The organism is Pseudomonas sp. NPDC089996, assembly GCF_044748405.1.
In the GTDB taxonomy this organism is placed as follows: Bacteria; Pseudomonadota; Gammaproteobacteria; order Pseudomonadales; family Pseudomonadaceae; genus Aquipseudomonas.
This window is the reverse complement of record NZ_JBIVGA010000018.1, coordinates 59,055-85,321: the sequence shown is the minus strand read 5'-3', so window position 1 is coordinate 85,321 and position 26,267 is coordinate 59,055. Positions and strand designations below refer to the sequence as shown.

Sequence of the window (26,267 nt, the reverse complement as noted above, 5' to 3'; positions counted from 1 at the left end):
GCCGATCCTCGATCAAAAAAAAAGCGCCTGGAGCCGAAGCTCCAGGCGCCTTTGCCTGTATTCATCACGGTGGGTGGCCCGGGTTGATCGCCGTTGATCAATGGGCTTTGTTGTATCAGGGGTAAAGCAGGGACTGTGCCAAATCTGCTTCATGTGCTGGCCCTATCGCTTGTAGGAGCGGCCTTGTGTCGCGAAAGGGCCGCACAGCGGCCCCCGGTCAACGGTGCTCCCTTTCGCCGGGGCTGCTGCGCAGCCCTTTCGCGACACAAGGCCGCTCCTACAGGTATGAGGCGCAAATGCAAGAATGCACATTTCAAGTGCAGCGCTCCCCAACCTGGAGCACATCAATACACATCACGCCGATACCGCTTGGCCTTGCTCAACGCCTCGACATAGGCATCCGCATCCACGCGCCCATGAACGGCAATCACCTCACGCAACGCCGCGTCCACGTCCTTGGCCATGCGCTGGGCATCACCACAGACATAGAAGTACGCCCCCGCCTCCAGCCACTGCCACAGCTGCGCGCCGTGCTCGAGCATGCGCTGCTGCACATAGACCTTCGCGGCCTGGTCCCGCGAGAACGCCGTGTCCAGGCGCAGATGCCCGCTCGCCTGCCAGGCCTGGAGCTGTTCCTGATAGTAGAAATCGGTGGCCGCATACTGCTCGCCGAAGAACAGCCAATTACTCCCTTTGGCCCCCCGCGCCTCGCGCTCTTCGAGGAAGGCGCGAAATGGTGCGATGCCGGTGCCGGGCCCGACCATGATCACTGGCACGTCGTTGTCCTCGGGCAGGCGAAAGTGCTTCGACACCTGCGGGTAAATTGCCACCTTCAGTGATGCCGCGCGATCGGCGAGGAAGGTAGAGCACACGCCCTTGCGCTCACCATAACGCACAGTAGAAACGGTCAGATGCACCTGCTCCGGGTGAGCCAGCGGGCTGGAGCTGATCGAATACAGGCGCGGCTGGAGCGGCTTGAGCAGGTCGAGCCAAGTGGCCAACGGCAATTGCTGAGGAAACGCCCGCAGGACATCGACCAACTGCCGCCCCCACAACCAGTCCTGCAGCTCGGCCTTGCATTCGGGTTGCAGCAGGCGCTGCAAGTCGGCGGCCTGCGCGCTGAACATCTGCAGTTGCTGTGGGGTGACCTTGGCGATTTCCAGCTGGGTTTCCAGGGCCTCGGCCAGTGACATCGCCGACTGCCCCTTCAACTCCACCCGCACCTGGCCATCGAGGTGCATCAGCACCAGCAGTTCCTCGACCAATGCCGGGCAGTTGCGCGGCCATACACCCAAGGCATCGCCAGCGGCGTAGGTGAAACCGCTGCCAGACAGGTCGAACACCAGCTGACGGGTTTCCTTGCTCGCGCCCGGACCGTTGAGCAGCCGATTGGCAACCAGCGGGGCCGAATACGGCTGCTGCTTGCTGTAGCTCGCCACGGGCGCGGGTTCACTGACCGGTGCAGGTGAGCCCGCACTGCCAAGCTCCGGCAACAGGGCTTCGAGCCAGGCGGCGAAGGCCTCATCGAAATCCGGTTCGCAATCGACCCGTTGCAGCAAGCGGCGCCCACCCAGTTCGGCCAGACGCTGGTCGAGCTTGCGGCCAAAGCCGCAGAACTGGTCGTAGCTGGAGTCCCCCAGCGCCAGCACAGCGTAAGGCAGCTGCGCGTAACAGGTGCCCTGCTCGCCTTGCAGTGCCTGCCAGAACGCCGTGGCACTGTCGGGCGCGTCACCGTCGCCGAAGGTGCTGGTGATCAGCACCACACTGGCGGCACCTTGCAGCTGGCAGGGGCTGACCGCCTCCATGCAGTTGAGCACCACGTCGAGACCGGCGCCGCGCAGGCGCTCGGCACAACGTTCGGCCAGCGCCTCGCCGTTGCCGGTTTGCGAGGCCCACAACACCTGGTGGCGCGGCGCGGCGATGGCGGGCGTGGCGGCTGGCTGCGCGAACAAACCGGCCAGCAGGCCATCGACGAACAGCCGCCGGGATGCGGCCAGCGGCGCGCTGGCCGGCAGGCGGGGCACGCCCTCGGCACGCGCCTGGTCGAGGCCGAGCAGAAAGCCTTGCAGGTAATGACGCTCGTCATCTGCCAGCACTGGCGCTGGCAGGGTATCCAGGCCAAGCAGGCGGGACAGGGTCGCGGTCGGCATGCGGGCAGGCTCCGGGAGGGCGGTGTTGAGTTCAAGGGCATCGATGCGCTCGCCAGCGACCCGCTCCAGGGCTACGGCACAGTGCTTGAAGGCTGGCTGCAGCGACAGCGGGTCGACCGCGTCGCAGGTCACGGCATTGATCGCCAACTGCTCGCCGATCAGGTCGTTCCAGTGGAACGGTGCAAAGCAGTTGCCGGGCATGACCCGGTCACTGATGCGCGCAGGCATCACGGCCTGGCCGCGTCGTGAGCGGATGGCGATCTGGTCCTTGTCGGCGATGCCCAGGCGGGCAGCATCATCGGGGTGGATTTCAACGAAGGGGCCGGGCTCCAGCTTGTTCAGCGCCGACACCTTGCCGGTCTTGGTCAGGGTGTGCCACTGGTGCTGCACCCGGCCGGTGTTGAGCACCAGCGGGTAGTCGGCGTCCGGCAGCTCGGCCGCCGGCAGCCAGGGCCGGGCGAAGAAGCGCGCTTTGCCGCTGGCGGTGGGGAACGCCAGGCCAGGCACATTGCCCTGGGGGTCGCGCAACAGTGTCTGGCTGCTGCCATCGTTCAGGTAGCGCAGCGGGCTGCGGTCATCTTCGCGGCCCGGCGCGCAGGGCCACTGCCTTGGGCTGTGGCGCAGCTGCTCATAACCGATCCCGCGCAAGTCATAGCCGGTGGCCGGGTTCCAGAAACGCCGGATTTCGTCGTATACCGCCTCGGCGTCGGGGTAGTCGAAGGCTTCGGCGTAGCCCATTGCGCAGGCGACCCGGGCGATGATCTCCCAGTCCGCCAGGCTCTGGCCCGGGGCCTGGATCGCCCGGGGCATCAGCGTCAGGTTGCGCTCGCTGTTGATCATCACGCCCTCGCCTTCGGCCCACAGGGCAGCGGGTAGCAGGATATCGGCGTAGCGGTTGGTCTCGGTGTCGAGAAAGGCGTCCTGAGTGATCACCAGCTCGGCCTGGCACAGGCCGTCGATCACCTGCTGGCGGTTGGCGACGCTGGCCACCGGGTTGCTGCAGATGACCCAGCAGGCTTTAACCTCGCCGGCCTTCATCTGCTCGAAAAGTGCGATCGTGCCCTCGCCCCCTTCGCTGCGCAGGCTGCCCGCCTGCAAGCCCCACTGCTGCTCGACGAACGCGCGATCCGTGTCCACCAACGCCGAACGTTGCCCCGGCAGGCCCGGGCCCATGTAGCCCATCTCGCGGCCGCCCATGGCATTGGGCTGGCCGGTCAGCGAAAACGGCCCACTGCCCGGGCGGCAGATGGCGCCGGTGGCCAGGTGCAGGTTGCACAGGGCGTTGCTGTGCCAGGTGCCGTGCACACTCTGGTTGAGGCCCATGGTCCAGCAGCTCATCCACTCCCTCGCCGTGCCGATCCATTCTGCAGCCTGGCGGATGCCGGCTTCGCTCAGGCCGGTGATGGCGGCCACGCGCTCGGGGGTGTAATCGTCGAGAAAAGCCGGCAACTCGCCCCAGCCTTCAGTGTGACGGGCGATGAAGTCGGGATTGGTATGGCCGTTGTGCAGCAGCAGGTGCAGCAGGCCGTTGAGCAGGGCCATGTCAGTGCCGGGGCGCACTTGCAGGAACAGGTCGGCCTTGTCGGCGGTGGCGGTGCGCCGCGGATCGACGACGATGAGTCTGGCACCAGCCTTGACCCGGTCGAGCAGGCGCAAGAACAGGATCGGGTGGCAGTCGGCCATGTTCGCGCCGATCACCAGGAACACGTCGGCGCGTTCGAAATCCTGGTAGCTACCGGGCGGGCCATCGGCGCCAAGCGACAGCTTGTAGCCGCTGCCAGCGCTGGCCATGCACAGCCGCGAATTGGATTCGATATGACGGGTGCGGATGAAGCCTTTGGCCAGTTTGTTGGCCAGGTACTGGGCCTCCAGCGACATCTGCCCGGACACGTACAGCGCCACCGCGTCCGCGCCGTGCTGGTCGATGATGCTGCGCAGGCGCTCGCCGGCCTGGACAATGGCCTGGTCCATGCTGCTGCGTGCCGGCGGCAGGTTGCGCTGCTGGCGCACGTAGGCGTCCTCCATGCGCCCGGCGGCGGTCAGCGGCAGATGCGCGGTAAGGCCCTTGGTGCACAGGCGGCCGAAGTTGCTGGGGTGCTGCTTGTCGCCGCTGATCTTGCTGACCTTGCCATCGGCGACGCTCATGACGATGCCGCAACCGACGCCACAGTAGGGGCAGACGCTGCGGACTTCGCGGGTGGACATGGGCGGTCTCCCCTTTCAGGAACGCAAAAGGCGCCGGCTGCCCGGGCTTGCATGGCAAGCGGGGCAACACGGCGCCTTTGTCGTGAGTTTCTGGGCTGTCGACGTTGATAGCCCTGGATAGCAGTCAAATTGCAATTAGTGGGCCAGCTGTGCCGGCCTCTTCGCGGGCACGCCCGCTCCCACAGGATCACCACGGGTTTGAAGACTGCGCAGTACCTGTGGGAGCGGGCGTGCCCGCGAATGGGCCGGCATAGGCAGCGCACCACGCGGTGGCAAGCGAGTGACCCATGGCGCTATGCTGGGGCAATTTCCAGCAAGAGCTACAGCCCGTATTCCATGTCCAAGGTGATCCTCAAGACCCCCGCCCAACTCGAACTGATGCGCAACGCCGGCCAGCTGTTGGCCAAAGTGTTCGCCGAACTCGACCGTTTCATCTGCCCCGGCGTGACCACGATGCAGATCAACGACCGCGCCGAGGCGTTCATCGTCGAGACTCTCAAGGCCCGCCCGGCCAGCAAGGGCCAGTACGGTTTCCCCTACTCGCTCAACACCTCGGTGGACCATGTGGTCTGCCACGGCATCCCAAAGGCCGATGAAGTATTGAAGGAAGGCTCGATCATCAACGTCGACATCACCCTTGAACAGGGCGGCTACATTGCCGACTCGTCGAAGATGTATTGCATCGGGCCGGTCAGTGAAGACGCGCAGCGGTTGGTCGACACCACGTACGACGCGCTATGGAAAGGCATCGAACAGGTACGCCCCGGGGCGACGCTGGGGGATATCGGCCACGCCATCCAGGCCCATGCCGAAGCGGCTGGCTACAGTGTGGTGCGCGAGTACTGTGGCCATGGCATTGGCCAGCAGATGCACGAAGGGCCCGAAGTGCTGCATTTCGGCCAGCGTGGCATGGGCATGAAGTTACAGCCGGGAATGGTGTTCACCATCGAACCGATGATCAACCAGGGTGGGCGCGGCACGCGGACGCTGAAGGATGGCTGGACGGTGATTACCCGCGACCACGGCTTGTCGGCGCAGTGGGAGCATACGGTCGCAGTGACCGAGGATGGGGTCGAGGTGCTGACGTTGCGGGAGGAGGAGCGTAGTCGCTTGAGTTTGATGTGATCGCTGTGGGAGCGGGTTTACCCGCGAAGGCGGCAGTGGCCCCACATTCGCTTTCGCGGGTGAACCCGCTCCCACAAGGTATTACGCAAGGCGGCAGAAACAAAAAAAGCGACCCTAAGGTCGCTTTTTTTGTGGCTTCCGGGTGTTCAGTGGGCCCTGGAAGCGGAATATGGCGCAGCGGACGGGACTCGAACCCGCGACCCCCGGCGTGACAGGCCGGTATTCTAACCGACTGAACTACCGCTGCGCTATTCAACGAGTGGTGGGTGATGACGGGATCGAACCGCCGACCCTCTGCTTGTAAGGCAGATGCTCTCCCGGCTGAGCTAATCACCCATTCGTCTCGGTGAGGCGCGCATTCTACGGACGAACCAACAACCTGACAAGCCATTGATACAACTTTTTCGCAAAAATTATCAAAGGCAAATTTCAGGCACAAAAAAAGCGACCCTAAGGTCGCTTTCTTTGTTACTTCCGGGTGTTCAGTGGGCCCTGGAAGTGGAATATGGCGCAGCGGACGGGACTCGAACCCGCGACCCCCGGCGTGACAGGCCGGTATTCTAACCGACTGAACTACCGCTGCGCTATACATCGAGTGGTGGGTGATGACGGGATCGAACCGCCGACCCTCTGCTTGTAAGGCAGATGCTCTCCCGGCTGAGCTAATCACCCTTCGTCTCGGTGTGGCGCGCATTCTACGGACGGCCTTCCACCCTGGCAAGCACTTTTTTAATTTTTCTCAAAAAAAACTCCAAGCCTTTCAAAGACCTAGCGCAGCCGGTGTTTTCTTCCCTCATATGGCACTGCTGGCCCTCTGACAGGGTTGGCCTCGGAGCACTGCTCGGAGAATAATGCCCGCCTTATGCATTAAGGAGAGATTGCCCCTCATGTGGTTCAAGAACCTGCTGTCCTACCGCCTGACCCAGGAAGTACCGTTCGAGGCTGAAGCATTGGAAGCCGCCCTGGCCACCAAGCCGGCCCGCCCCTGCGCCAGCCAGGAGCTGACCACCTACGGTTTCGTCGCGCCGTTCGGCAAAGGCGAAGACGCTCCCCTGGTGCACGTCAGCGGCGAGTTCCTGCTGGTGGCCGCGCGCAAGGAAGAACGCATTCTGCCAAGCAGCGTGGTCAACGATGCAGTGAAGGAAAAGGTCGAAGAGATCGAGACCGAGCAAATGCGCAAGGTCTACAAGAAAGAGCGCGACCAGATCAAGGACGAGATCATCCAGGCCTTCCTGCCGCGCGCGTTCATCCGCCGCTCGATGATCTTCGCCGCCATCGCCCCGCGCCTGGGCATGATCCTGGTCAACTCGGCCAGCGCCAAGCGCGCCGAAGACCTGCTGTCGACCCTGCGTGAAGTGATGGGCTCGCTGCCGGTGCGCCCGGCCACGGTGAAGATCGCACCGACCGCGACCATGACCGACTGGGTCAAGTCGCAACAGGCGGCCGAAGGCTTCTATGTGCTGGACGAGTGCGAGCTGCGTGACACTGCCGAAGACGGCGGTATCGTGCGTTGCAAGCGCCAGGACCTGACCAGCGAAGAAATCCAGCTGCACCTGAGCACCGGCAAGGTGGTCACCCAGCTGGCCCTGGCCTGGCAGGACAAGCTGTCGTTCGTGCTCGACGACAAGATGGTGATCAAACGCCTGAAGTTCGAAGAACTGCTGCAGGAGCAGGCCGAACAGGACGGCGGCGATGAGGCCGCCCAGCAGTTCGATGCCAGCTTCCAGCTGATGATGATGACCTTTGCCGAGTTCCTGCCGGTGCTGTTCGAAGCGTTGGGTGGCGAGGAGATTCCGCAAGGGGTCTGATTCGTTTGAAATGCCGGTGCTGGCCTGCTGTTCAGTTATAGCCAGTACCGGCCTCTTCGCGGGCACGCCCGCTCCCACAGGTACTGCACAGCCTTCAGATTCTGTGCAGTACCTGTGGGAGCGGGCGTGCCCGCGAAGAGGCCAGTGAAATTCACCAAAGCTATAAATAGAAAAGGAATTGCCCCATGCGCGCCCTCGCCGCCCTCAGCCGCTTCGTCGGCAACACCTTCGCCCTGTGGGTGCTGGTGTTCGCCGTACTGGCCTTCCTGATGCCCCAGTGGTTCATCGCCCTCAAGGTCGCCATCGTGCCGCTGCTGGGCCTGGTGATGTTCGGCATGGGCCTGACCCTCAAGCTCGACGACTTCGCCGCCCTCGCCCGCCAGCCCTGGCGTGTGGCTCTGGGCGTGGTGGCGCACTTCGTGATCATGCCGGGCATGGCCTGGCTGCTGTGCCAGCTGTTCCACCTGCCGGCAGAAATCGCCGTGGGCGTCATCCTGGTCGGCTGCTGCCCGAGCGGCACGGCGTCGAACGTGATGGTCTGGCTGTCCAAGGGCGACCTGGCGCTGGCAGTGGCCATTGCCGCAGTGACCACCCTGCTCGCCCCGCTGCTGACCCCGGCGCTGATCTGGTTCCTGGCCTCCGCCTGGCTGCCGGTGTCCTTCATGGACATGTTCTGGTCGATCCTGCAGCTGGTGATGTTGCCGATCGTGCTCGGCGTGCTGGCCCAGCGCTTGCTGGGTGCGCGGGTGCAGATGGCAGTGCAGGTGCTGCCGCTGGTGTCGGTGGTGAGCATCGTGATGATCGTCTGCGCGGTGGTGGCAGCCAGCCAGGCCAAGATTGCCGAATCGGGGCTGCTGATCATGGCGGTGGTGGTGCTGCACAATACCTTTGGCTACCTGCTGGGTTACCTCACCGGCCGGCTCTGCAACCTGCCGCTGGCCCAGCGCAAGTCGCTGGCGCTGGAGGTGGGCATGCAGAACTCGGGGCTGGGGGCGGCGCTGGCAGCGGCGCATTTCTCGCCGCTGGCGGCGGTGCCGAGCGCGTTGTTCAGCGTCTGGCACAATATTTCCGGGGCACTGCTTTCGACCTGGTTCCGCCGTCTTGAGGAGCCATCGGCCGCACGTGAAGAGGTTGAGCCGGCCGGGCATTGATGTGTACCCTGATGGCCACTGTGAGGACGACCTCACGACGCACCGCGTGACCATCCCGGGGACGGCCCCATCATTCGCAACGATGGAGACGCATCATGTCCTGGATCATCCTGTTCTTCGCCGGCCTGTTCGAGGTCGGCTGGGCCGTCGGCCTGAAGTACACCGACGGCTTCAGCAAACCTCTGCCCACCGCACTCACGGTCGCCGCCATGGCCATCAGCCTGGGCCTGCTGGGCCTGGCCATGAAGGAACTGCCGCTGGGCACCGCCTACGCGATCTGGACCGGCGTCGGCGCCGTCGGCACGGTGATCGCCGGGATCATCCTGTTCGGCGAGTCGATGGCCCTGGTACGGCTGGTCAGCGTGGCGCTGATCGTGACCGGCCTGATCGGCCTGAAAGTCAGCGCCAGCTGATACCCCTCCTTAACGCAGGCCGCCGCGCAAGCGGCTGACCTGCTCACGCAGGGCCTCTGGCTGCGCCGCCTCCACCGGGATGGCGGCGCCTGCCACGATGGTCACCCGCGACCACAGGCGCTTGAAGAAGCCCTTGGCCGGGTCGCGGCTGAAGAAGCTCCCCCACAAACCCTGCAGCGCCAGCGGAATCACCGGCACCGGAGTTTCTTCGAGGATGCGGCTGACGCCCCCCTTGAACACATCGATCTCGCCATCGCCGGTCAGCTTGCCCTCCGGGAACACGCACACCAGTTCACCGTCCGCCAGGTATTGGGCGATACGGGCAAAGGCTCGCTCGTAGGTGGCCTGGTCTTCGTTGCGCCCGGCAATCGGAATGGCACCCGCCGTGCGGAACACGAAGTTGAGAATCGGCAAGTTGTAGATCTTGTAGTACATGACGAAGCGGATCGGCCGACGGATCGCCCCGCCCAGCAGCAGCGCGTCGACGAACGACACGTGGTTGCACACCAGCAGCGCTGCGCCTTCATCAGGGATGCGCTCAAGGTCGCGGTGCTCCACGCGGTACATCGAGTGGCTGAGCAGCCAGATCAGGAAGCGCATGGTGAACTCGGGCACGATGCTGAAGATGTAGGCATTGACCAGCACGTTCAGCAGCGACACCACCAGGAACAGCTGCGGGATGCTCAGCTTGAGAACGCTCAGCAGGACGATGGTGAAAATCGCCGAGACCACCATGAACAGGGCATTGAGGATGTTGTTCGAGGCGATCACCCGTGCCCGCTGATCCTCGGCGGTACGCGCCTGGATCAATGCATACAGCGGCACGATGTAGAAGCCGCCGAAAACACCAAGGCCGACGATCGAGACCAGGATCCACCAGGCCTGGTGCATGCCCAGCAGCGCCAGCCAGTCGTGCGGTTCGGTACCGGCCGGTACGTCACCGGAATGCCACCACCAGAGCAGGCCGAACAGGGTCAGGCCGAACGAGCCGAACGGCACCAGGCCGATTTCCACCTTGCGCCCGCTGAGGCGCTCGCACAGCAACGAACCCAGGGCAATGCCCACCGAGAACAGGGTCAGCACCAGGGTCACTGCGGTCTCGTCGCCGTGCAGCCAGTCCTGGGCGTAGGTCGGGATCTGGGTCAGGTAGATGGCGCCGACGAACCAGAACCACGAGTTGCCGACGATCGAGCGCGACACGGCCGGGGTCTGCCCCAGGCCCATGCGCAGGATCACCCACGACTGCTTGAAGATGTTCCAGTCCAGCGCCATCTGCGGCGACGCTGCCGCAGCCCGCGGGATCCAGCGGCTGGCCAGGTAGCCCAGCACGGCAGTGCCGACCACGCCACCGGCCACTACCGCAGCGTAATTCTCGGTGGACATCATCACCCCGGCGCCGATGGTGCCGACCAGGATGGCGAGAAAGGTGCCCATCTCCACCAGGCCGTTCCCCCCCACCAGCTCTTCTTCGCGCAGAGCCTGGGGCAGGATCGAGTATTTCACCGGGCCGAACAGCGCCGAGTGGGTGCCCATGCCGAACAGCGCCAGCAGCATCAGCGTGAGGTGGTTGGTCACGAAGCCGATGGCGCCGACCGCCATGATGCCGATCTCGGCCAGCTTGATCACGCGGATCAGCGCGTCCTTGGCGAACTTCTCGCCGAACTGCCCGCCCAGTGCCGAGAACAGGAAGAACGGCAGGATGAACAGCAGCGCGCAGAGGTTGACCCAGATCGAACGGTCGCCGTCGCCCAGGCTGAGCTTGAACAGGATCGCCAGGATCAGTGACTGCTTGAACAGGTTGTCGTTGAAGGCACCCAGCAACTGGGTGATGAAGAATGGCAGGAAACGTCGCTTGCCGAGCAAGGTGAATTGCGAGGGGTGACTCATCGTCCTTGTTCCTGAGTGTCTTTTGTCATTGGAGGCACGCGGAGCGCGGCGAGCCACAAATCTGCATTGGAAAGCGGAACTGGCAAGCGATACGGGAACCCGCTCACAGTTTGATATCACGGTGATACTAAATTCATGAACATTGCTGTTCAGATCTCCTTCCCCATGCCGATAATTCATATAGATGACTATATCTGACAGAAGGAATGGACCTCAGGTCTCCTCCACCCACAAGAAAAGGAGCTCGGCAGTATATGTTTACCTGGTTCGGCGACCTCAGGATCGCCCACAAACTCTTCCTCGGTTTCGGCCTGGTGCTGTGCCTGACCCTGCTGCAGTCGCTGATCAGCTGGGACGGCCTGGGCAACCTGGTACGGCGCAGCGAGGTGGTGAGCGATGTTTCGCGCCTCAACGACGCCCTGGGCGACCTGCGCGAAGCGCGCTTGCGTCACGCCATGGCCAATGGCGCGCCCACCGAGGGCAAACAGTTGCAGGCCGCGCTGGAGGCGTTCAAGCCAGCCCTGGCGAAGCTGCGCGAAGTGATGATCAAGGCTCGGACCCACGCGCTGATCGATACCGCCGACCAGGCACTGCAGGGCTATAGCAGCAACCAGGCTGCCAGCTTCCGTTCCTACGAAACGATGCGCGCCGCACAGAAGGAAATGGGCGTGCTGGCCACCCGGTCGTTCGCCAGCATCGAGCAGATTCGCAACCAGGTACGCGCATTGCCCGATGCCGAGCAGCGTTTCGTGCGTATCGAGGCCATCAACCAGATACGGGAAAACCTGATCCTGCTGCGCTATCACGTTCGCGGCTATACCGGTAACACCAATGCCCAGACCGAGCAGCTGATGAACGCCCAGATCGCCACTGCGGTGAATGATCTGCCTGGGCTGGTCGCGCGCTTCAACGGCAATTTCCCGCAGCAATTCCAGCAACTGCAGCAGCAGGTACAGGCCTATGCCGCCGCTGTCGAAGCGTTCCGCGGTGAGGTCAGCAAGCTGGTCGATTACCGCGCGGGCATGGCCAAAGACATCGAAACCCTCAACGGGGTCATTGGCCAACTGCTCGATGACCAGGCCGTGCTGGTCGCCAAGGACAGCCATTTCGCCCGCACCCTGCAGATCGCCACCACCCTGCTCGCCTTGCTGATCGGTGCACTGGCTGCCGTGATCATTGCCCGCCAGATCAGCCAGCCGCTGCGCCAGGCACTGGGCGCCATGGAGCGGGTCGCCGCCGGTGACCTCGGCGAACAACCGGCCAGCCGCCGCCGCGACGAAGTCGGACAGCTGCAGAATGCTTTGCAAGGCATGACCAGCAATCTGCGCGAGCTGATCGCCCAGGTGCGCGATGGCATTTCCCAGATCGCCAGCGCCACCGAGGAGCTTTCGGCGATCACCGAGCAGACCAGCGCCGGCGCCAACAACCAGAAGGTGGAGACCGACCAGGTGGCCACGGCCATGCAGGAAATGGCTGCCACTGTGCATGAAGTGGCGCGCAATGCCGGCGAAGCCTCTGCGGCCGCCAGTGCCACCGATGAGGAGGCCCGCGAAGGGGACGGCGTGGTCAACCGCGCCGTGGTGCAAATCAGCCGCCTGGCCAGCCAGGTGGATGCCACGGGTGAAGCCATGGATGCCCTGCGCAGCGAAAGCCAGCGCATCGGCAAGGTCATGGACGTGATCAAGGCGGTGGCCGAACAGACCAACCTGCTGGCGCTCAATGCCGCCATCGAAGCGGCGCGGGCCGGTGAAGCGGGCCGCGGTTTTGCCGTGGTGGCCGATGAAGTGCGCAGCCTGGCACAACGTACCCAGGCATCGACGCTGGAGATCGAATCGGCGATCGGTAGCCTGGAGGATGGCACCCGTTCGGTGAGCGAATTGATGGAGCAGAGTCAGAGCCTGACACAAAGCAGCGTGGCGCTGGTGCGCGAGGCTGGGGTGGCGCTGGAAGGGATTACCCAGCGCGTGTCGGGGATCCAGCTGATGAACCAGCAGATTGCCGCGGCCTCGGAGCAGCAGAGTGCAGTGGCTGAGGAAATCAGCCGCAGCGTGGTGACGGTGCGGGATATTTCCGAACAGACCGCTGAAGCCAGCCAGCAGACATCGGCGTCCAGTGTCGAGCTGGCGCGGTTGGGTGGGCAGTTGCAGCAGATGATCAGCCGCTTCCGGTTCTGACACGTCGCGCCAAGGCGCAGCAAAAAAAAACCGCAGCCAGGGGCTGCGGTTTTTTTTGCTGCGCGGTGCGTCAAAGTACGAAGGTGAGCACCACGTTAAACGCCAGCGCTGCCACGAACCCGATCGGCGCCGCCTTGAACAACAACTGCGGGAACAGTGATACGCGGCTCTGCTCATTGCTGCAGGAGCCAAGAATCAAGCTACCACCGGAGGAGAACGGCGAAATCGAGGTGGCTTGCGCACCGGCAACGATGGCGATGAACAGGATCATCGGCTCGATCCCCATGCTGCTGGCGATCGGCATCACCATCGGGAACAGCGCAGGCGTGACCACACCCAGGGTGCTGGAGAAGATCGACATGAACGCGGCAACTGCACCGAACACCACCGGCACCAGGATCGGTGGAATGCTGCTGCCGATCCACGACGCGAGAATAGCGATGGTACCGGCCTTGATCGCCACCGAAATCAGCATGCCGACACCGCAGATCATGATCAACGTGCCCCACGGCACGGTGGCCATGGCCTTGCGCTCATCACCCAGCTTCAGCAGCAGCGCGATGACCGAGAACAGGCTGGCGATCAGGCCGATGTCCATTTTCGAGTTGATGAAGGCAGCGGTCGCGTTGTCCGGCATGACAATGGCCGCCACCGGTGCAGCCAGCACGATGACCATCATCGCCAGGGTCAGCCACAGGGTGGTTTTCTGCTGGCCGTTGAGCGGTGCCGGCTCAGTGGAAACGAAGGCCGAAGCCTTCAGTGCGCGGCCGTGGCCGGCAACGAAGACAAAGATGGCGATGACCAGCAGCGGAATGATCAGGGTGCTGACGAAGATACCGGTGGCGTTGATGAACGCCTGGTTGTCGCTCAGCCCGGCATTGGTCATCAGGCCACGGAAGATGATACCGCTCTGGCTGGACATGAAGTTGGCACCGCTCAGGGCACCGTAGTTCACGGCCATGCCGCCGACGATCAGGCTCATGCCGGTGCGCTGGCACAGCAGCAGGGTAATCGGTGCCATGAACGCCAGCACCGTGTAGTAGCCTGCGCCCATCGCCGCGATCAGGGTGGCGGCAAAGAACACCGCGAACGGCAGCAGCTGGGGCACTGCCCGGCAGCGGTAGATCAGGTGCTCGGCCAGTTTCTCCAGAGTGCCGTTGACGGTGGCAAAGCTGTAGAACAGGCACACCGAGAAAATCACGAAGAAGATCTTCAACGGCCACATGCCGATGATCTCGGAGGGGCTCAGGCCCATGCCGAAACTGCCGATCAGGTAAGCGAAGGCAATGGCGAAGAGGCCGATGTTGATCTTGGTCTTGTAGCCAAGGGCCACGGCAGCGACGATGGCCGCGACGACGAGCATGCTCATCATGGTGAAAGTGTCCTGTTGTTATTGTCGAAGTATCAGCGAGAACGGTCGAAGCCGAACAGCCTGGCCGCATTGCTGCCGAGCACCTGCGCACGTTCACCCGCATCGGGCAGCAACGCTTCGAAGAAGGCGTACTGGTCGGCATAGCAGGTCTGGGTTTCATACTGGGTATGCGGCCAGTCGCTGCCCCAGAGCAGGCGGTCGATGCCACCCGCTGCCTGGCGCAGCTGGGCCAGCATCACCCGGGCCTTGGCCAGGTCGGTGTGGCTGCGATAGCCCGCCGACAACTTGAGCCACAGCTTCGGTTCGCTGAGCAGGTGCAGGAAAGTGCGGTGGCTGGCCATTTGCGGGTCGATGCCTTCGGCAGGCAGGCCGAAGTGGTCGACCACCACATCCACGCCACAGGCGAGTATCGCCGGGACGATCATGGCCAGGTCGTCGAAGCCGCGCTGAATCTCGACCTGCCAGCCACGCACCGCCAGGCGTCTGAATAGGGCAGCCCATTCTGGCCCGGCGTAATCGGCGAGGTGCTTGCCAATCAGGTTGAGGCGGATACCCACCACACCGGCCTCGTCCAGCGCCTGCAGCTGCTGGTCACTGATGGTTGCATCGACCACTGCCACCGCACGCAGGCGCTGCGGATGCAGGCGCAGGGCATGGAGCATGTAGCTGTTGTCGGTGCCGAGGAAACTGGGCTGGATCAGTACACCGTGCGACAGGCCGTGCTGGTCCAGATGCGCGAGGTACTGTGAGATCGGCGCGTCGTAGTCAGGGCTGTAGCGGCGGTTAGCCACCATGGGCAGGTGCTGGTGGAAGATATGGGCATGGGTATCGACGCCGATGACGGCGGGCAGATAGGGGTTGGTCATGAACAGATCACCCTGGTCGATTGTTATGGCAGCCACGTTCAGCTGTGGTTTTTATCAAACATGCAGTCATATATATGAATAGTTGACCATATCTTCAGTAGACTGGCTCTGTCAATCGAACAGCTGGTGGTAAAGTACCGTCACTCGTCAGCCACGGACCCTTCGAACCATGAGTACCGGGATACTCGGACAAGACCCACGCCTGCCGCTCTACCAGCAGCTGCGCGAAGAAATGCTCGCCAAGATTGCCGCCGGCCACTGGCTGCCTGGCGCACCGATCCCCACCGAAGCTGAGCTGACACGCAGCTACGGCGTCGCTATCGGCACCGTGCGCAAAGCCGTGGACACCCTGGTCAATGAAGGCTTGCTGTTACGCAGCCAAGGCCGCGGCACCTTCGTGCGGCGGCCCAACTTCGATGCATCGCTGTTCCGGTTTTTCCGACAGGTGGATTCCACCGGCCAGCGCCTGGTGCCGACCAGCCGCATCATCGGCAAGCAGTTGCTTGAACCCCCGGCAGACGTGAGCAGTGCGCTCGCCCTGCATCCGGGGGAACAGGTGGTCAGGCTCGAACGCCTGCGGCTGATCGAGGGTCGGCCCCTGTTCCATGAGGAGATCTGGCTACCGGCTTCGCGCTTCCTGGCGTTGATGGATATCGATGCCGATACGTTCGGCGATCTGCTCTACCCGTTCTACGAATCGCACTGTGGCCAATGCGTGGCCTCGGCCCGGGAGACGCTCACGGTCGGCACTGCCGATGGCGCCAGCGCCGAGCACCTGGCAATCAGCCAGGGAGCACCGGTGGTGGTGATCCAGCGCACAGCCCAGGGCTACGACCGCAACCCGCTGGAATACCGCCTGTCCCAGGCAGCCGCAGAAGGCTTCCGCTACCAGATCGATATATCCTGAAGCGCTGGCGGGCATCGCTCGCCGCGTGAACGCCAGCTTTCGGCTATCACATGTTCAATGACCGAACAGGGGCCATGCGTGCGCCCCGGCATCAAGGATGTGGCCATGACAGGTTTCTTTGCGCACTACCCCAGCGCCGTGCGCCTGCTGTTGCTGACGACGTTCAGCCTGACGCTGGCCCGGGCACTCACCCTGCCCTACCTGGTGGTCTACCTGGCCGACAACTTCCAACTGTCGGTCGGCGACATCGGCCTGTTGATCGGTGGCGCGCTGATCCTTGCCTCGCTGCTGAGCCTCTACGGCGGCCACCTGGTCGACACCGTGCGCAACCACACCTTGGTCAGCACCAGCACGCTGGTCTTTGCCCTGGCCTTCGTGGCTGCCATTGCCAGCCGATCGGCGTTGCTGTTCTTTCTTTGCCTGGTGCTGATCAACCTGGCCCTGGCGGTGGTCGACATCGCCGCCAAGGCCGGTTTCTGCGCACTGCTGCCAGTGGCGCAACGGGCCGAGGTGTTTGCCATCAAGTACACCTTGAGCAACATCGGCTACGCCGTCGGCCCGATGCTCGGCGTGGCCATGCTGGAGTTCGACGACCACCTGCCCTTCATTGCCTCGGCGCTGACTGGCCTGGGCATGAGCCTGGCCTACTGGCGGCTTGGCGACCGCAGGTTGCAAGCCAGCACACAGGAACAGCCGAGCGCTGGATTCAGCCAAGTGGTGCTGGGCCTGGCGCGTGACCGTCGGTTGGTGTGCTTCACCCTGGGCGGGGTGCTGAGCGCGGTGGTGTTCGGCCAGTTCACCGCGTATCTGTCGCAGTACCTGGTGGTGACCAGCAGCGCCAGCGAGGCGGCGCGGCTGGTTGGCTACCTGGTGACCACCAACGCGGTCACGGTGATTGCCCTGCAATATGTGATCGGTCGACGCATCGGCCGCCAGCAGCTGATGCCCTGGCTGCTGGCTGGCATGGCGCTGTTCATTGCCGGGTTGCTGGGGTTTGCCATGGCCGGCTCGGTGGTGGCCTGGTGCCTGGCGATGTTGGTGTTCACGCTGGGCGAGATCATCGTCATACCGGCCGAATACATGTTCATCGACCTGATTGCCCCAGAGCATCTGCGCGGGGTGTATTACGGCGCGCAGAACCTGTCCAACCTTGGCGCGGCGCTGGGGCCGGTGATGGTGGGGTTCGCCCTGGGGCGGTGGTGGCCGGGGGTGGTCTTCTACCTGCTGGTGATGGCGGTGATACTGGCGGGGGTGTTCTACTGGCTGGGCACCCGCAGAGGTTGATGTTGCCTGTGCCGGCCCTTTCGCGGGTGAACCCGCTCCCACAGGTTCTTTGTCAGCCTTGAATGTTGTGATGTCCTCTGGGAGCGGGTTTACCCGCGAAGAGGTCGGCACAGGAGAACGGTGAACCTGCGACGACGCGCCGCTGCGACCATCGTCGGCGCTGACGAACCGCCGCCCGCGTGCCAGACTGACTGATCGGGACCGCGTTATCTTTTTTGCTCCGGAGTCTTCATGTCGTTGTCCAGCGGGCTGATCGCCGTGGTCGCCCTGGCCTATATGGCCGTCATGTTCGCCATCGCCTTCTACGGCGACCGCCGCAGCACACCGTTGCCGCCGCGCCTGCGTGCGTGGGTGTACAGCCTGTCGCTGGCGGTGTACTGCACCAGCTGGACCTTCTTCGGCGCAGTCGGCCAGGCCGCCGAACAGCTCTGGGCGTTCCTGCCGATCTACCTCGGGCCGATCCTGCTGCTGATCTTCGCCCCCTGGGTGCTGCAGAAGATGGTGCTGATCAGCAAGCAGCAGAACATCACCTCGATCGCCGACTTCATTGCCGCACGCTACGGTAAGTCGCAGTCCCTCGCTGTGGTAGTGGCGCTGATCTGCCTGGTTGGCGTGCTGCCCTATATCGCCCTGCAGCTCAAGGGCATCGTGCTCGGCGTCAACCTGCTGATCGGCGCCAACGCCGACGCCACCGGCACCCGCGTGCAGGACACCGCGCTGGTGGTGTCGCTGGTGCTGGCGCTGTTCGCCATCGTCTTCGGCACGCGCAGCCTTGACGTCACCGAGCACCACCGCGGCATGGTGCTGGCCATCGCCTTCGAGTCGCTGATCAAGCTGCTTGCCTTCCTCGCCGTGGGCGTGTTCGTGGTGTTCAACCTGTATGACGGCTTCGACGACCTGCTCACCCAGGCGCGCCAGTCGGTGCATCTGGACAGCTACTGGCAGGAAACCATCAACTGGCCGTCGATGGTGGTGCAGACCGCCGTGGCGATGATGGCGATCATCTGCCTGCCGCGGCAGTTCCATGTCACCGTGGTGGAGAACATCGAACCCCAGGACATGCGCCTGGCGCGTTGGGTGTTCCCGCTGTACCTGGCCCTGGCCGCGCTGTTCGTGGTGCCGATCGCCCTGGCTGGGCAGATGCTGCTGCCTGGCACGGTGATCTCCGACTCCTTCGTCATCAGCCTGCCGCTGGCCCAGGCCCATCCAAGCCTGGCCCTGCTGGCCTTCATCGGCGGTGCTTCGGCCGCCACCGGTATGGTCATCGTCGAGGCCGTGGCGCTGTCGACCATGGTCTCCAACGACATGCTGCTACCCTGGCTGCTGCGCCGCAACAACGCCGAGCGGCCGTTCGAGGCCTTCCGCCACTGGATGCTCTCGGTGCGCCGGGTGACCATCGTAGTGATTCTGCTGCTGGCCTATGTCAGCTACCGCCTGCTCGGCTCTACCGCGAGCCTGGCGACCATCGGCCAGATCGCGTTCGCTGCCGTCACCCAGCTGACCCCGGCCATGCTCGGTGCGCTGTACTGGAAGCAGGCCAACCGCCGTGGCGTGTTCGCAGGCCTGGCGGCGGGCATCTTCCTGTGGTTCTACACCCTGGTGCTGCCGATCATCGCCCATAGCCTGGGCCTGCCGCTCGGGCTGTTCCCGGGCCTGGCCTGGCTGCATGGCAACCCGTTCGACCTGCCGATCAGCCCTTTGACCCAGGGCGTGGTGCTGTCGCTGGCGGGCAACTTCACGCTGTTCGTATGGGTATCGACGCTGTCGCGCACACGTGTGTCGGAGCACTGGCAGGCGGGGCGTTTCATCGGCCAGCAGACCAGCGCCAGGCCCAGTAGCAAACCGCTGCTGGCGGTGCAGATCGATGACCTGCTCAACCTGGCCTCGCGCTTCGTCGGCGAGGAACGCGCGCGGCAAAGCTTCATCCGCTTCGCCTACCGCCAGGGCAAGGGCTTCAACCCCAACCAGAACGCCGACGGCGACTGGATCGAGCACACCGAACGCCTGCTCGCCGGCGTGCTCGGCAGCTCTTCGACCCGCGCCGTGGTCAAGGCCGCCATCGAAGGCCGCGACATGCAGCTCGAAGACGTGGTGCGCATCGCCGACGAGGCCAGCGAGGTGCTGCAGTTCAACCGCGCCCTGCTGCAGGGTGCCATCGAGAACATCAACCAGGGCATCAGCGTGGTCGACCAGAACCTGCACCTGGTGGCCTGGAACCGCCGCTACCTGGAGCTGTTCAACTACCCCGACGGGCTGATCAGCGTCGGCCGGCCGATCGCCGACATCATCCGCTACAACGCCGAGCGTGGCCTGTGCGGCCCGGGCGAGGCACAAGTGCATGTGGCGCGGCGCCTGCACTGGATGCGCCAGGGCCGTGCCCACTCCTCCGAGCGGCTGTTCCCCAATGGCCGGGTGATCGAGCTGATCGGCAACCCGATGCCCGGGGGCGGCTTCGTCATGAGCTTCACCGACATTACCCCGTTCCGCGAGGCCGAGCAGGCCCTGCGTGACGCCAACGAGGGGCTGGAGCAGCGCGTGGCCGAACGTACCCACGAGTTGTCGCAACTCAACCAGGCGCTGTCGGAAGCCAAGAGCCAGGCCGAAGCGGTCAGCAAGTCCAAGACCCGTTTCCTCGCCGCGGTCAGCCACGACCTGATGCAACCGCTGAACGCCGCCAGGCTGTTCTCCGCCGCCCTGTCGCAGCAGGCCGAAGGCATGAACGACGAGGCCCAGCAACTGGTGCAGCACATGGACAGCTCGCTGCGCTCGGCCGAGGAGCTGATCAGCGACCTGCTGGACATTTCGCGCCTGGAAAACGGCAAGATCACCCCCGATGCAAAGCCCTTCGCCCTTAACGAGCTGTTCGACACCCTCGGCGCCGAGTTCAAGGTGCTGGCGGCCGAAAAGGGCCTGGAGTTCCGGCTGCGCGGCAGCCGCCTGCGGGTCGACAGCGACATGAAGCTGCTGCGCCGGGTGCTGCAGAACTTCCTGACCAACGCCCTGCGTTACGGCAAGAGCCCGATTTTGCTGGGGGTACGCCGCCAGGGCGAGCACCTGTGGCTGGAGGTGTGGGACCGCGGCCCAGGCATTGCCGACGACAAGCTGCAGGTGATCTTCCAGGAGTTCAAACGCCTGGACAGCCACCAGACCCGCGCCGAAAAAGGCCTGGGCCTGGGCCTGGCGATCGCCGACGGCCTGTGCCGGGTGCTGGGCCACAAGCTGGAAGTGCGCTCCTGGCCCGGCAAGGGCACGGTGTTCCGCGTCAATGTACCGATTGCCCATCAGGCTGCGGCAGTGTCGAACACCCCGGTGGAATCCGCCAGCCAGCCACTGGCCGGTTTGCAGGTGCTGTGCGTGGACAACGAAGACAGCATCCTGATCGGCATGAACAGCCTGCTCAGCCGCTGGGGCTGCCAGGTGTGGACCGCTCGCAACCGCGCCGAATGCGAAGCGCTGCTGGCCAAGGGCATGCGCCCGCACCTGGCGCTGGTGGACTTCCACCTGGACGACGGCGAAACCGGTAGCGGGCTGATGGGCTGGTTACGTGCGCGCCTGGGCGAGCCGGTGCCCGGCGTGGTGATCAGTGCCGACGGCAGCAAGGAAACCTTGGCCACGGTGCACGCCGCGGGCCTGGATTACCTGGCCAAACCGGTGAAGCCGGCGGCCTTGCGTGCCCTGCTCAATCGCCATCTGAGCCTGGTTCAGTAACTGCCTGGTCGGCCAACGCTTCGTCCGAGAGTGCCCGTTCCAGCAGTTCGGCCGGCAAGCTCTTGCTGGCGCGGGCACCGAGCAGCTTCAACTGCTCGCTGCGGCTGACCAGGTTGCCGCGCCCTTCGCACAGCTTATTGCGCGCTGCGGCGTAGGCCTTGTCGACCTGCTGCAGGCGGCTGCCCAGTTCGTCCAGGTCCTGGATGAACAGCACGAACTTGTCGTACAGCCAACCGGCGCGCTCGGCGATCTCACGGGCGTTCTGGCCCTGGCGCTCCTGCTTCCACAGGCTGTCGATCACCCGCAGGGTGGCCAGCAAGGTCGTAGGGCTGACGATCACGATCTGCCGGTCGAACGCCTCCTGGAACAGGTTGGGTTCGGCCTGCAGGGCCGCCGAGAAGGCCGCTTCGATGGGCACGAACAGCAGCACGAAATCCAGGCTGTGCAAACCTTCGAGGCGGTTGTAGTCCTTGCTCGACAGGCCTTTGACGTGACTGCGCAGCGACTGTACATGCTGCTTGAGTGCGGCTTCGTCGTTGCTGCTGACAAATTGCTGGTAGGCGGTGAGGCTGACCTTGGCATCGACCACCACCTGCTTGTCACCGGGCAGCATGATCAGCACGTCAGGCTGGAAGCGCTCGCCATCGGCGCTCTTCAGGCTGACCTGAGTCTGGTACTCGCGGCCCTTCTCCAGGCCGGCATGTTCCAGCACTCGCTCGAGGATCAGCTCGCCCCAGTTGCCCTGGGTCTTCTGGCCCTTGAGTGCCTGGGTGAGGTTGGTGGCTTCGTCGGACAGGCGCAGGTTGAGCTGCTGCAGGCGCTCCAGCTCCTTGCCCAGCGAGAAGCGCTCGCGGGCTTCCTGCTGGTAGCTTTCCTCGACGCGCTTTTCAAAAGCCTGGATGCGCTCCTTGAGCGGGTCGAGGAGCTGGCCCAAGTGCTGCTGGCTGGTCTGGGCGAAGCGCTGCTCGCGCTCGTCGAAGATTTTCGTGGCTAGGTCGGCGAACTGGGCGCGCAGCGTGTCACGGGCTTCCTGCAGGTCTTCCAGGCGCTGCTGGTGGCTGTCCTGCTGCTCGCGCAGCTCGGCCTCCAGGCGTGCGGTCTGGGCTTCCAGGCGGCGCAATTCAGCTTCGCGCGTGGCGCGTTCGAGGTGCCAGGCGTGGGCGGCATCGCGGGCATTGTCGCGGTCGATCTGCAGCAGTTCCAGTTCACGGCCCTGAGCGGCCAGCTGGGTCTGCTTGACGGTGTTGGCTTCGCTGAGGTCGCTGACCTCGTCGCGGCTGGCATCCAGTTGCGCCTGCAGGCCGGCTTGCGCCAATTGCGCACTGCCCAGGCGCTCTTCGAGCAGGGCCTGCTCGCCCTGCCGCGCGCCCTGCCGGCGCTGTACGTGCAAGACCCAACCCAGGCAAGGCAAGGCCCCTGCCACCAAGCCCAGCAGAATGCTGGTCAGATCCACTGCCATGCTTACCCCGATCACACTGTTGCGAGTTGCGTGCAGCTTATCAGTCTGCCGGGGCAGGCGCCTGTTCCGACGCATCAGCCGGGAACAGCTGCGCATACTCCAGCTGCGCCTGCCGATCCCCGGCCCGCGCCGCCTGGCGCAGCAGCTCATGGCCAATGCGGCGGTCACGGGCGTTGCCGCACTCGCGGCAGAGCATCTGCCCCAGCCGGCTCTGCGCCACCACTACGCCTTCACGCGCGGGCTGCTTGAGCAGGCGCCCGGCAAGGTGTTTGACCTGCTGCTTGTGACCCAGGCGCGGGCTGTCGAGCAGCCAGAGGGCCACTTTCAGGGAAAAGCGCTTGGTCGAATGGGCTGAAGAGGCAACAGCGGGGCTGGCGAGGGGTTTACCGCGAAACTTCATGACCGACAGGGATGGCAACTCGAAAGGCGCGCACTGTACTCCTTTTTTCCGTGCATGACCTGTCGATTTCCGGAGGATTGAAATTTTTTTTCAATGATCTTTTCTTGACGTTTCCGAGTGGGTGACTGGCGGGTCGGCTGATGCCTGTCGATTGTCGGACAGTTCTCCAATTTGCTGGCACGCCCGTCCTAGAGCAAGCGCTCGGGACAATCCACAGTTCCTGTGGATAACTCGGTGGACAACCCCTTCAACGCGCCCGCAAACCCCCGTGAAATGGGGCCTACAGTCAAACTGACGATTTTTTCACCAGCAAAAATTAGTGTTTTTTTTCATTGACTTAAGGTGCCAGTCAAGTCATTGGCGAGCCTCGACTGGGCTGTTGCCGGGCTGTTACAACTCACGCCTCGAATGTGAACAAGTGCACCGAAAGCCTGCGTTTGACTGCACGAAATTGGCACATCGGGCCAGTTGGAGGGGCGTTACCCCCTCTTCCCATCAGGCGAAAGACGCGCCATACTGCGCGGCTCGCCTGAAGAAACGTACAAAGCTTGCAAAGGCCGTACAGTTTCGGTAAGGTGCGCCTCGTTAGTACCAAGCTGAAAGTCAATTCTGGCCAGATGCGTCCTTTGCAGCCCATCGCTCTCCCGAACGATCGCTGCTGAAACCAGGACCGGCCCACTCGATGATTCACTCGCCAGCCCAGCGCTGTTCAAGCACGAATCAACCGGAAGATTGATCAGGATTCCACCCGACGGCCTAGAACCTTGGCCCCGGTGTGCTGCCTGCCTTCTGAAGTACCTACCAGTCAGCCCTGCGCCCACATTTGATTGCGCCCCCTCTGGCTGCCCTGTTCCAGTCAGGTTCGTTCGTCCCTTAATAAAGGCGTCACTGGAACGTTTCTATCATGCACGGATCATATCCCCCGTGTTTAAAGCAGGAACCTCCAACAACATGCAAACTCATCATCAAATTCAGGTTGCCATTGGCACCCTCACCCAGGCCTTCTCGCCGCTGAAGTGCCTGATCACCGCCCCACGCAAGGGCAACTTCAGCTTTACCCTGGTGGACGAGCACGGCGTCGCCTGCCACACCGAACGCCTGTACCCCGAACAGTACAACCGCTCGGAACCGCTGCAGGCAGTGATTGCCCGCACGCGCCAATCGCTTACCGCGTGAGCGGCGAATACCGGGGTATTCAGCGACCGAATGGCACCTGCCAGATGCTGCCCGATCGTTCTTGGCCTAATTGCCGCAAGGCATATAGCGCCGGGAAGCGGGCAGCAATCGATTTAAAAACAGCCCTTTACACCACGATTATCACACTACACTTCAACTCGAGCGGCCCGTGCCGCTTCCGGCGGGCCTGACCACTTACCAGCTGCCAAGCTCCAGCGCCCGTCGGCACCTTACTGCTCGAGGGCATCATGGGTATCGCGGCGAATGAATTGTGTCAGTATGTGATCCGACCAACCCTGGTCTATCTGAATCGTCACTGCGCCAGCGCCGAAGCCCTTCTGCTAGGGATCGCGGCCAGCCAATCGGCTCTTGGTTCAGCCCTGCACGACCGCCGTGGCCACGGCCTCTACCGCATTGGCGAAAGCCGACACCAAGCCGTCTGGGACCACTTCCTGGCCCGTGATCCAGAGCTGGCCAGCCTGGTACGCGGCCTGGCGAGCCAGCACGCATTCCTCGGCGGGCCGCACCTGGAACTCACGGTGAACTTGCGCTACTCCACCGCCATCGCCTGGATGCTGATCGAAGAGCAAGCCACGGCGCTGCCTGCAGCCGATGACCTGCTCGGTCTGGCACGTATCTGGCGGCAGATTTTCCACCCTCAAGGTCGCCTGCGCGACTTTACCCAGGCCTGGCATCTGTGCATTGAACAGAAATTGCCACAGGCATCTTAAGAAACGCCCTACATCACTACCGGAAAAAAAGGAATTTTGGTCGGATTGTCCTACAAAACCGCTCTATCTCCTGTGATTCAGGCTATAGCGCGGCGCGTGATTTGTTGGTAGCTTTTCGCCCCGGAGATCACAAGGAGTTTCTAATAATGAAAAAAGCAATGCTCAAAACCTCCCTCGGTGTAGCCGTTGCCCTGGCTTCCAGCCAACTGTTCGCTGCCGGCTTCGCACTTAACGAACAAAGCATCAGCGGCATGGGGACAGGTTTCGCAGGTCGCTCTTCTTCTGCCGATGATGCCAGCACCGTGTATGGCAACCCGGCCGGCATGTCGCGCCTCAAGCGCCAGGAAGTGACCGTGGGCGGGGCTGCAGTAATCGCCAAAACCGATATTTCGGGCCCGGGCAGCAGCCCGCTGCCAGGCGAAACCGACGGCGACATGGTGCCTGTCGTTGGCGTACCCATGGGCTACTACGTGAAACCGATCGATGATCACTGGAGCGTCGGCTTCGGTGTTTACGTTCCGTACGGTCTGGTAACCGACTACGGCAGCGGCGACGCCGCTCGCTACTGGGGTAAAAAGAGCCACGTCGAGGTCATCACCTTCCAGCCTACCGTCAGCTACGCCTTCAACGACAAGGTGTCGATCGGTTTCGGCCCGACCATCAACCGCATCAAGGGCGAGCTGGGTTCGAACACCATCAACCCGCGCTCCCCGGGCGTGAACGATGGCGAAGTGAAGATCAAGGGTGACGACACTGCCATCGGTTACAACGTCGGTATTCTGGTGCAGGCCACTGACCGCACCCGCGTCGGCCTGACCTACCACTCGATGGTCGACTACAAGCTCGAGGGCGACACCAAGGTCAACAACGCCCTGATCGGGCCGTTCAGCGGCAGCAAGTTCGACGCTACCCTGAAGATCAAGACACCTGAGTCGGTGGACTTCTCGGTCACCCACGAACTGGACGACCAGTGGACTCTGTATGCAGGCAGCACCTGGACCCGCTGGAGCCGCCTGAAGGACATCACCGTCAACAACGAAGTCCCGGCCCCGCTTGCGGCCCAGTTCGGTACCATCACCGAAGAGCAGAACTGGCACGACACCTGGGCTCACGCCATTGGCGCCTCGTACAAAGTGAACAAGGAGTGGGTGCTGCGCACCGGCTTCTCCGTCGACCAGTCGCCAACCAACAACACCGACCGCTCGCCGCGCATCCCTACGGGTGATCGCAAGGCGATCAGCATTGGTGCTGGCTGGAGCCCAAGCGACGACATGACCATCGACGTGGCCTACTCCTACCTGTGGGAAGAGGACACCAAGGTCAACCTGGCAAGCCCTACCAAGGGCCGTTACCAGGCCAAGTACGAGAACAGCGCACACGGTATCGGTGCCTCGCTCACCTACCGTTTCTGATTCGTACTGCAGCATGAAGAACCGCCCTCGTGGCGGTTT

17 protein-coding genes, 4 tRNA genes and 1 pseudogene are annotated in these 26,267 nt (G+C 63.5%); 12 read left to right on the top strand and 10 right to left on the bottom strand.

Annotated elements, in window-relative coordinates; genetic code table 11:
* Positions 1-344 precede the first annotated feature (344 nt).
* Positions 345-4,355 (bottom strand): molybdopterin-dependent oxidoreductase, encoded by a 4,011-nt coding sequence (locus ACIPW4_RS24355; RefSeq protein WP_400662425.1) that lies wholly within the window; start codon positions 4,353-4,355, stop codon positions 345-347.
* Positions 4,356-4,691: 336 nt separating this feature from the next.
* Here ACIPW4_RS24355 and map point away from each other — a divergent pair, with 336 nt between their 5' ends.
* Positions 4,692-5,480, top strand: a complete 789-nt coding sequence (gene map, locus ACIPW4_RS24350) for a type I methionyl aminopeptidase (RefSeq protein WP_400662422.1) — start codon at positions 4,692-4,694, stop codon at positions 5,478-5,480.
* Positions 5,481-5,650: 170 nt separating this feature from the next.
* Here the strand turns inward: map and ACIPW4_RS24345 are convergent.
* The 4 genes from ACIPW4_RS24345 to ACIPW4_RS24330 all read right to left on the bottom strand — a co-directional run bounded on the left by ACIPW4_RS24345 (position 5,651) and on the right by ACIPW4_RS24330 (position 6,152).
* A tRNA-Asp gene (locus ACIPW4_RS24345) sits at positions 5,651-5,727 on the bottom strand.
* 13 nt (positions 5,728-5,740) lie between these two features.
* Positions 5,741-5,816, bottom strand: a tRNA-Val gene (locus tag ACIPW4_RS24340).
* A gap of 170 nt (positions 5,817-5,986) precedes the next feature.
* A tRNA-Asp gene (locus ACIPW4_RS24335) sits at positions 5,987-6,063 on the bottom strand.
* Between the two features lie 13 nt (positions 6,064-6,076).
* A tRNA-Val gene (locus ACIPW4_RS24330) sits at positions 6,077-6,152 on the bottom strand.
* Between the two features lie 215 nt (positions 6,153-6,367).
* Between ACIPW4_RS24330 and rdgC the strand changes: the two genes are divergently transcribed.
* From rdgC to sugE, 3 genes are all read left to right on the top strand, one after another.
* A complete protein-coding gene (rdgC, locus tag ACIPW4_RS24325; RefSeq protein WP_400662419.1) occupies positions 6,368-7,288 on the top strand; it encodes a recombination-associated protein RdgC in 921 nt (306 codons plus the stop codon).
* Positions 7,289-7,473: 185 nt separating this feature from the next.
* A complete protein-coding gene (locus tag ACIPW4_RS24320; RefSeq protein ID WP_400662416.1) occupies positions 7,474-8,439 on the top strand; it encodes a bile acid:sodium symporter family protein in 966 nt (321 codons plus the stop codon).
* A 95-nt stretch (positions 8,440-8,534) separates the two neighbouring features.
* Positions 8,535-8,852: a quaternary ammonium compound efflux SMR transporter SugE gene (sugE, locus tag ACIPW4_RS24315; RefSeq protein WP_167068038.1), complete on the top strand. Its 318-nt coding sequence runs from the start codon at positions 8,535-8,537 to the stop codon at positions 8,850-8,852.
* Between the two features lie 9 nt (positions 8,853-8,861).
* Here sugE and ACIPW4_RS24310 read toward each other — a convergent pair whose 3' ends face one another.
* Positions 8,862-10,739 (bottom strand): 1-acyl-sn-glycerol-3-phosphate acyltransferase, encoded by a 1,878-nt coding sequence (locus ACIPW4_RS24310; protein WP_400662413.1) that lies wholly within the window; start codon positions 10,737-10,739, stop codon positions 8,862-8,864.
* Positions 10,740-10,945: 206 nt separating this feature from the next.
* Between ACIPW4_RS24310 and ACIPW4_RS24305 the strand changes: the two are divergent.
* Together ACIPW4_RS24305 and ACIPW4_RS24300 are read left to right on the top strand one after the other, a co-directional pair.
* Positions 10,946-12,058 (top strand): annotated as a pseudogene (locus ACIPW4_RS24305) (methyl-accepting chemotaxis protein); the annotation flags it as partial.
* Positions 12,050-12,913 (top strand): methyl-accepting chemotaxis protein, encoded by an 864-nt coding sequence (locus tag ACIPW4_RS24300; RefSeq protein ID WP_400662452.1) that lies wholly within the window; start codon positions 12,050-12,052, stop codon positions 12,911-12,913. The pseudogene ACIPW4_RS24305 and the gene ACIPW4_RS24300, both read left to right, overlap by 9 nt.
* Before the next feature lie 70 nt (positions 12,914-12,983).
* On the opposite strand, the gene ACIPW4_RS24295 is transcribed toward ACIPW4_RS24300, so the two are convergent.
* Positions 12,984-14,285 (bottom strand): SLC13 family permease, encoded by a 1,302-nt coding sequence (locus ACIPW4_RS24295; protein WP_400662411.1) that lies wholly within the window; start codon positions 14,283-14,285, stop codon positions 12,984-12,986.
* 32 nt (positions 14,286-14,317) lie between these two features.
* A complete protein-coding gene (locus ACIPW4_RS24290; protein WP_400662408.1) occupies positions 14,318-15,151 on the bottom strand; it encodes an amidohydrolase family protein in 834 nt (277 codons plus the stop codon).
* 169 nt (positions 15,152-15,320) lie between these two features.
* On the opposite strand from ACIPW4_RS24290, the gene ACIPW4_RS24285 reads away from it, so the two are divergent.
* The 3 genes from ACIPW4_RS24285 to ACIPW4_RS24275 all read left to right on the top strand — a co-directional run bounded on the left by ACIPW4_RS24285 (position 15,321) and on the right by ACIPW4_RS24275 (position 21,050).
* On the top strand, positions 15,321-16,058 hold the full coding sequence (locus ACIPW4_RS24285; RefSeq protein ID WP_400662406.1) for a GntR family transcriptional regulator: 738 nt from the start codon (positions 15,321-15,323) through the stop codon (positions 16,056-16,058).
* A 105-nt stretch (positions 16,059-16,163) separates the two neighbouring features.
* On the top strand, positions 16,164-17,342 hold the full coding sequence (locus ACIPW4_RS24280) for an MFS transporter (protein WP_400662403.1): 1,179 nt from the start codon (positions 16,164-16,166) through the stop codon (positions 17,340-17,342).
* Between the two features lie 231 nt (positions 17,343-17,573).
* The gene (locus ACIPW4_RS24275; RefSeq protein WP_400662401.1) at positions 17,574-21,050 is read left to right on the top strand and encodes a NahK/ErcS family hybrid sensor histidine kinase/response regulator; all 3,477 of its coding nucleotides are present in this window, start codon (positions 17,574-17,576) and stop codon (positions 21,048-21,050) included.
* Here ACIPW4_RS24275 and rmuC read toward each other — a convergent pair.
* Positions 21,022-22,395, bottom strand: a complete 1,374-nt coding sequence (gene rmuC / locus ACIPW4_RS24270; protein ID WP_400662449.1) for a DNA recombination protein RmuC — start codon at positions 22,393-22,395, stop codon at positions 21,022-21,024. The genes ACIPW4_RS24275 and rmuC overlap by 29 nt on opposite strands.
* A gap of 154 nt (positions 22,396-22,549) precedes the next feature.
* Positions 22,550-22,909, bottom strand: coding sequence for a sel1 repeat family protein (locus tag ACIPW4_RS24265; protein ID WP_400662398.1), 360 nt, complete (start codon positions 22,907-22,909; stop codon positions 22,550-22,552).
* A gap of 951 nt (positions 22,910-23,860) precedes the next feature.
* Between ACIPW4_RS24265 and ACIPW4_RS24260 the strand changes: the two genes are divergently transcribed.
* From ACIPW4_RS24260 to ACIPW4_RS24250, 3 genes are all read left to right on the top strand, one after another.
* A complete protein-coding gene (locus ACIPW4_RS24260; protein WP_400662395.1) occupies positions 23,861-24,085 on the top strand; it encodes a hypothetical protein in 225 nt (74 codons plus the stop codon).
* Positions 24,086-24,333: 248 nt separating this feature from the next.
* Positions 24,334-24,816, top strand: coding sequence for a hypothetical protein (locus ACIPW4_RS24255; RefSeq protein WP_400662393.1), 483 nt, complete (start codon positions 24,334-24,336; stop codon positions 24,814-24,816).
* A 146-nt stretch (positions 24,817-24,962) separates the two neighbouring features.
* The gene (locus ACIPW4_RS24250) at positions 24,963-26,228 is read left to right on the top strand and encodes an OmpP1/FadL family transporter (RefSeq protein ID WP_400662391.1); all 1,266 of its coding nucleotides are present in this window, start codon (positions 24,963-24,965) and stop codon (positions 26,226-26,228) included.
* Positions 26,229-26,267: the final 39 nt, after the last annotated feature.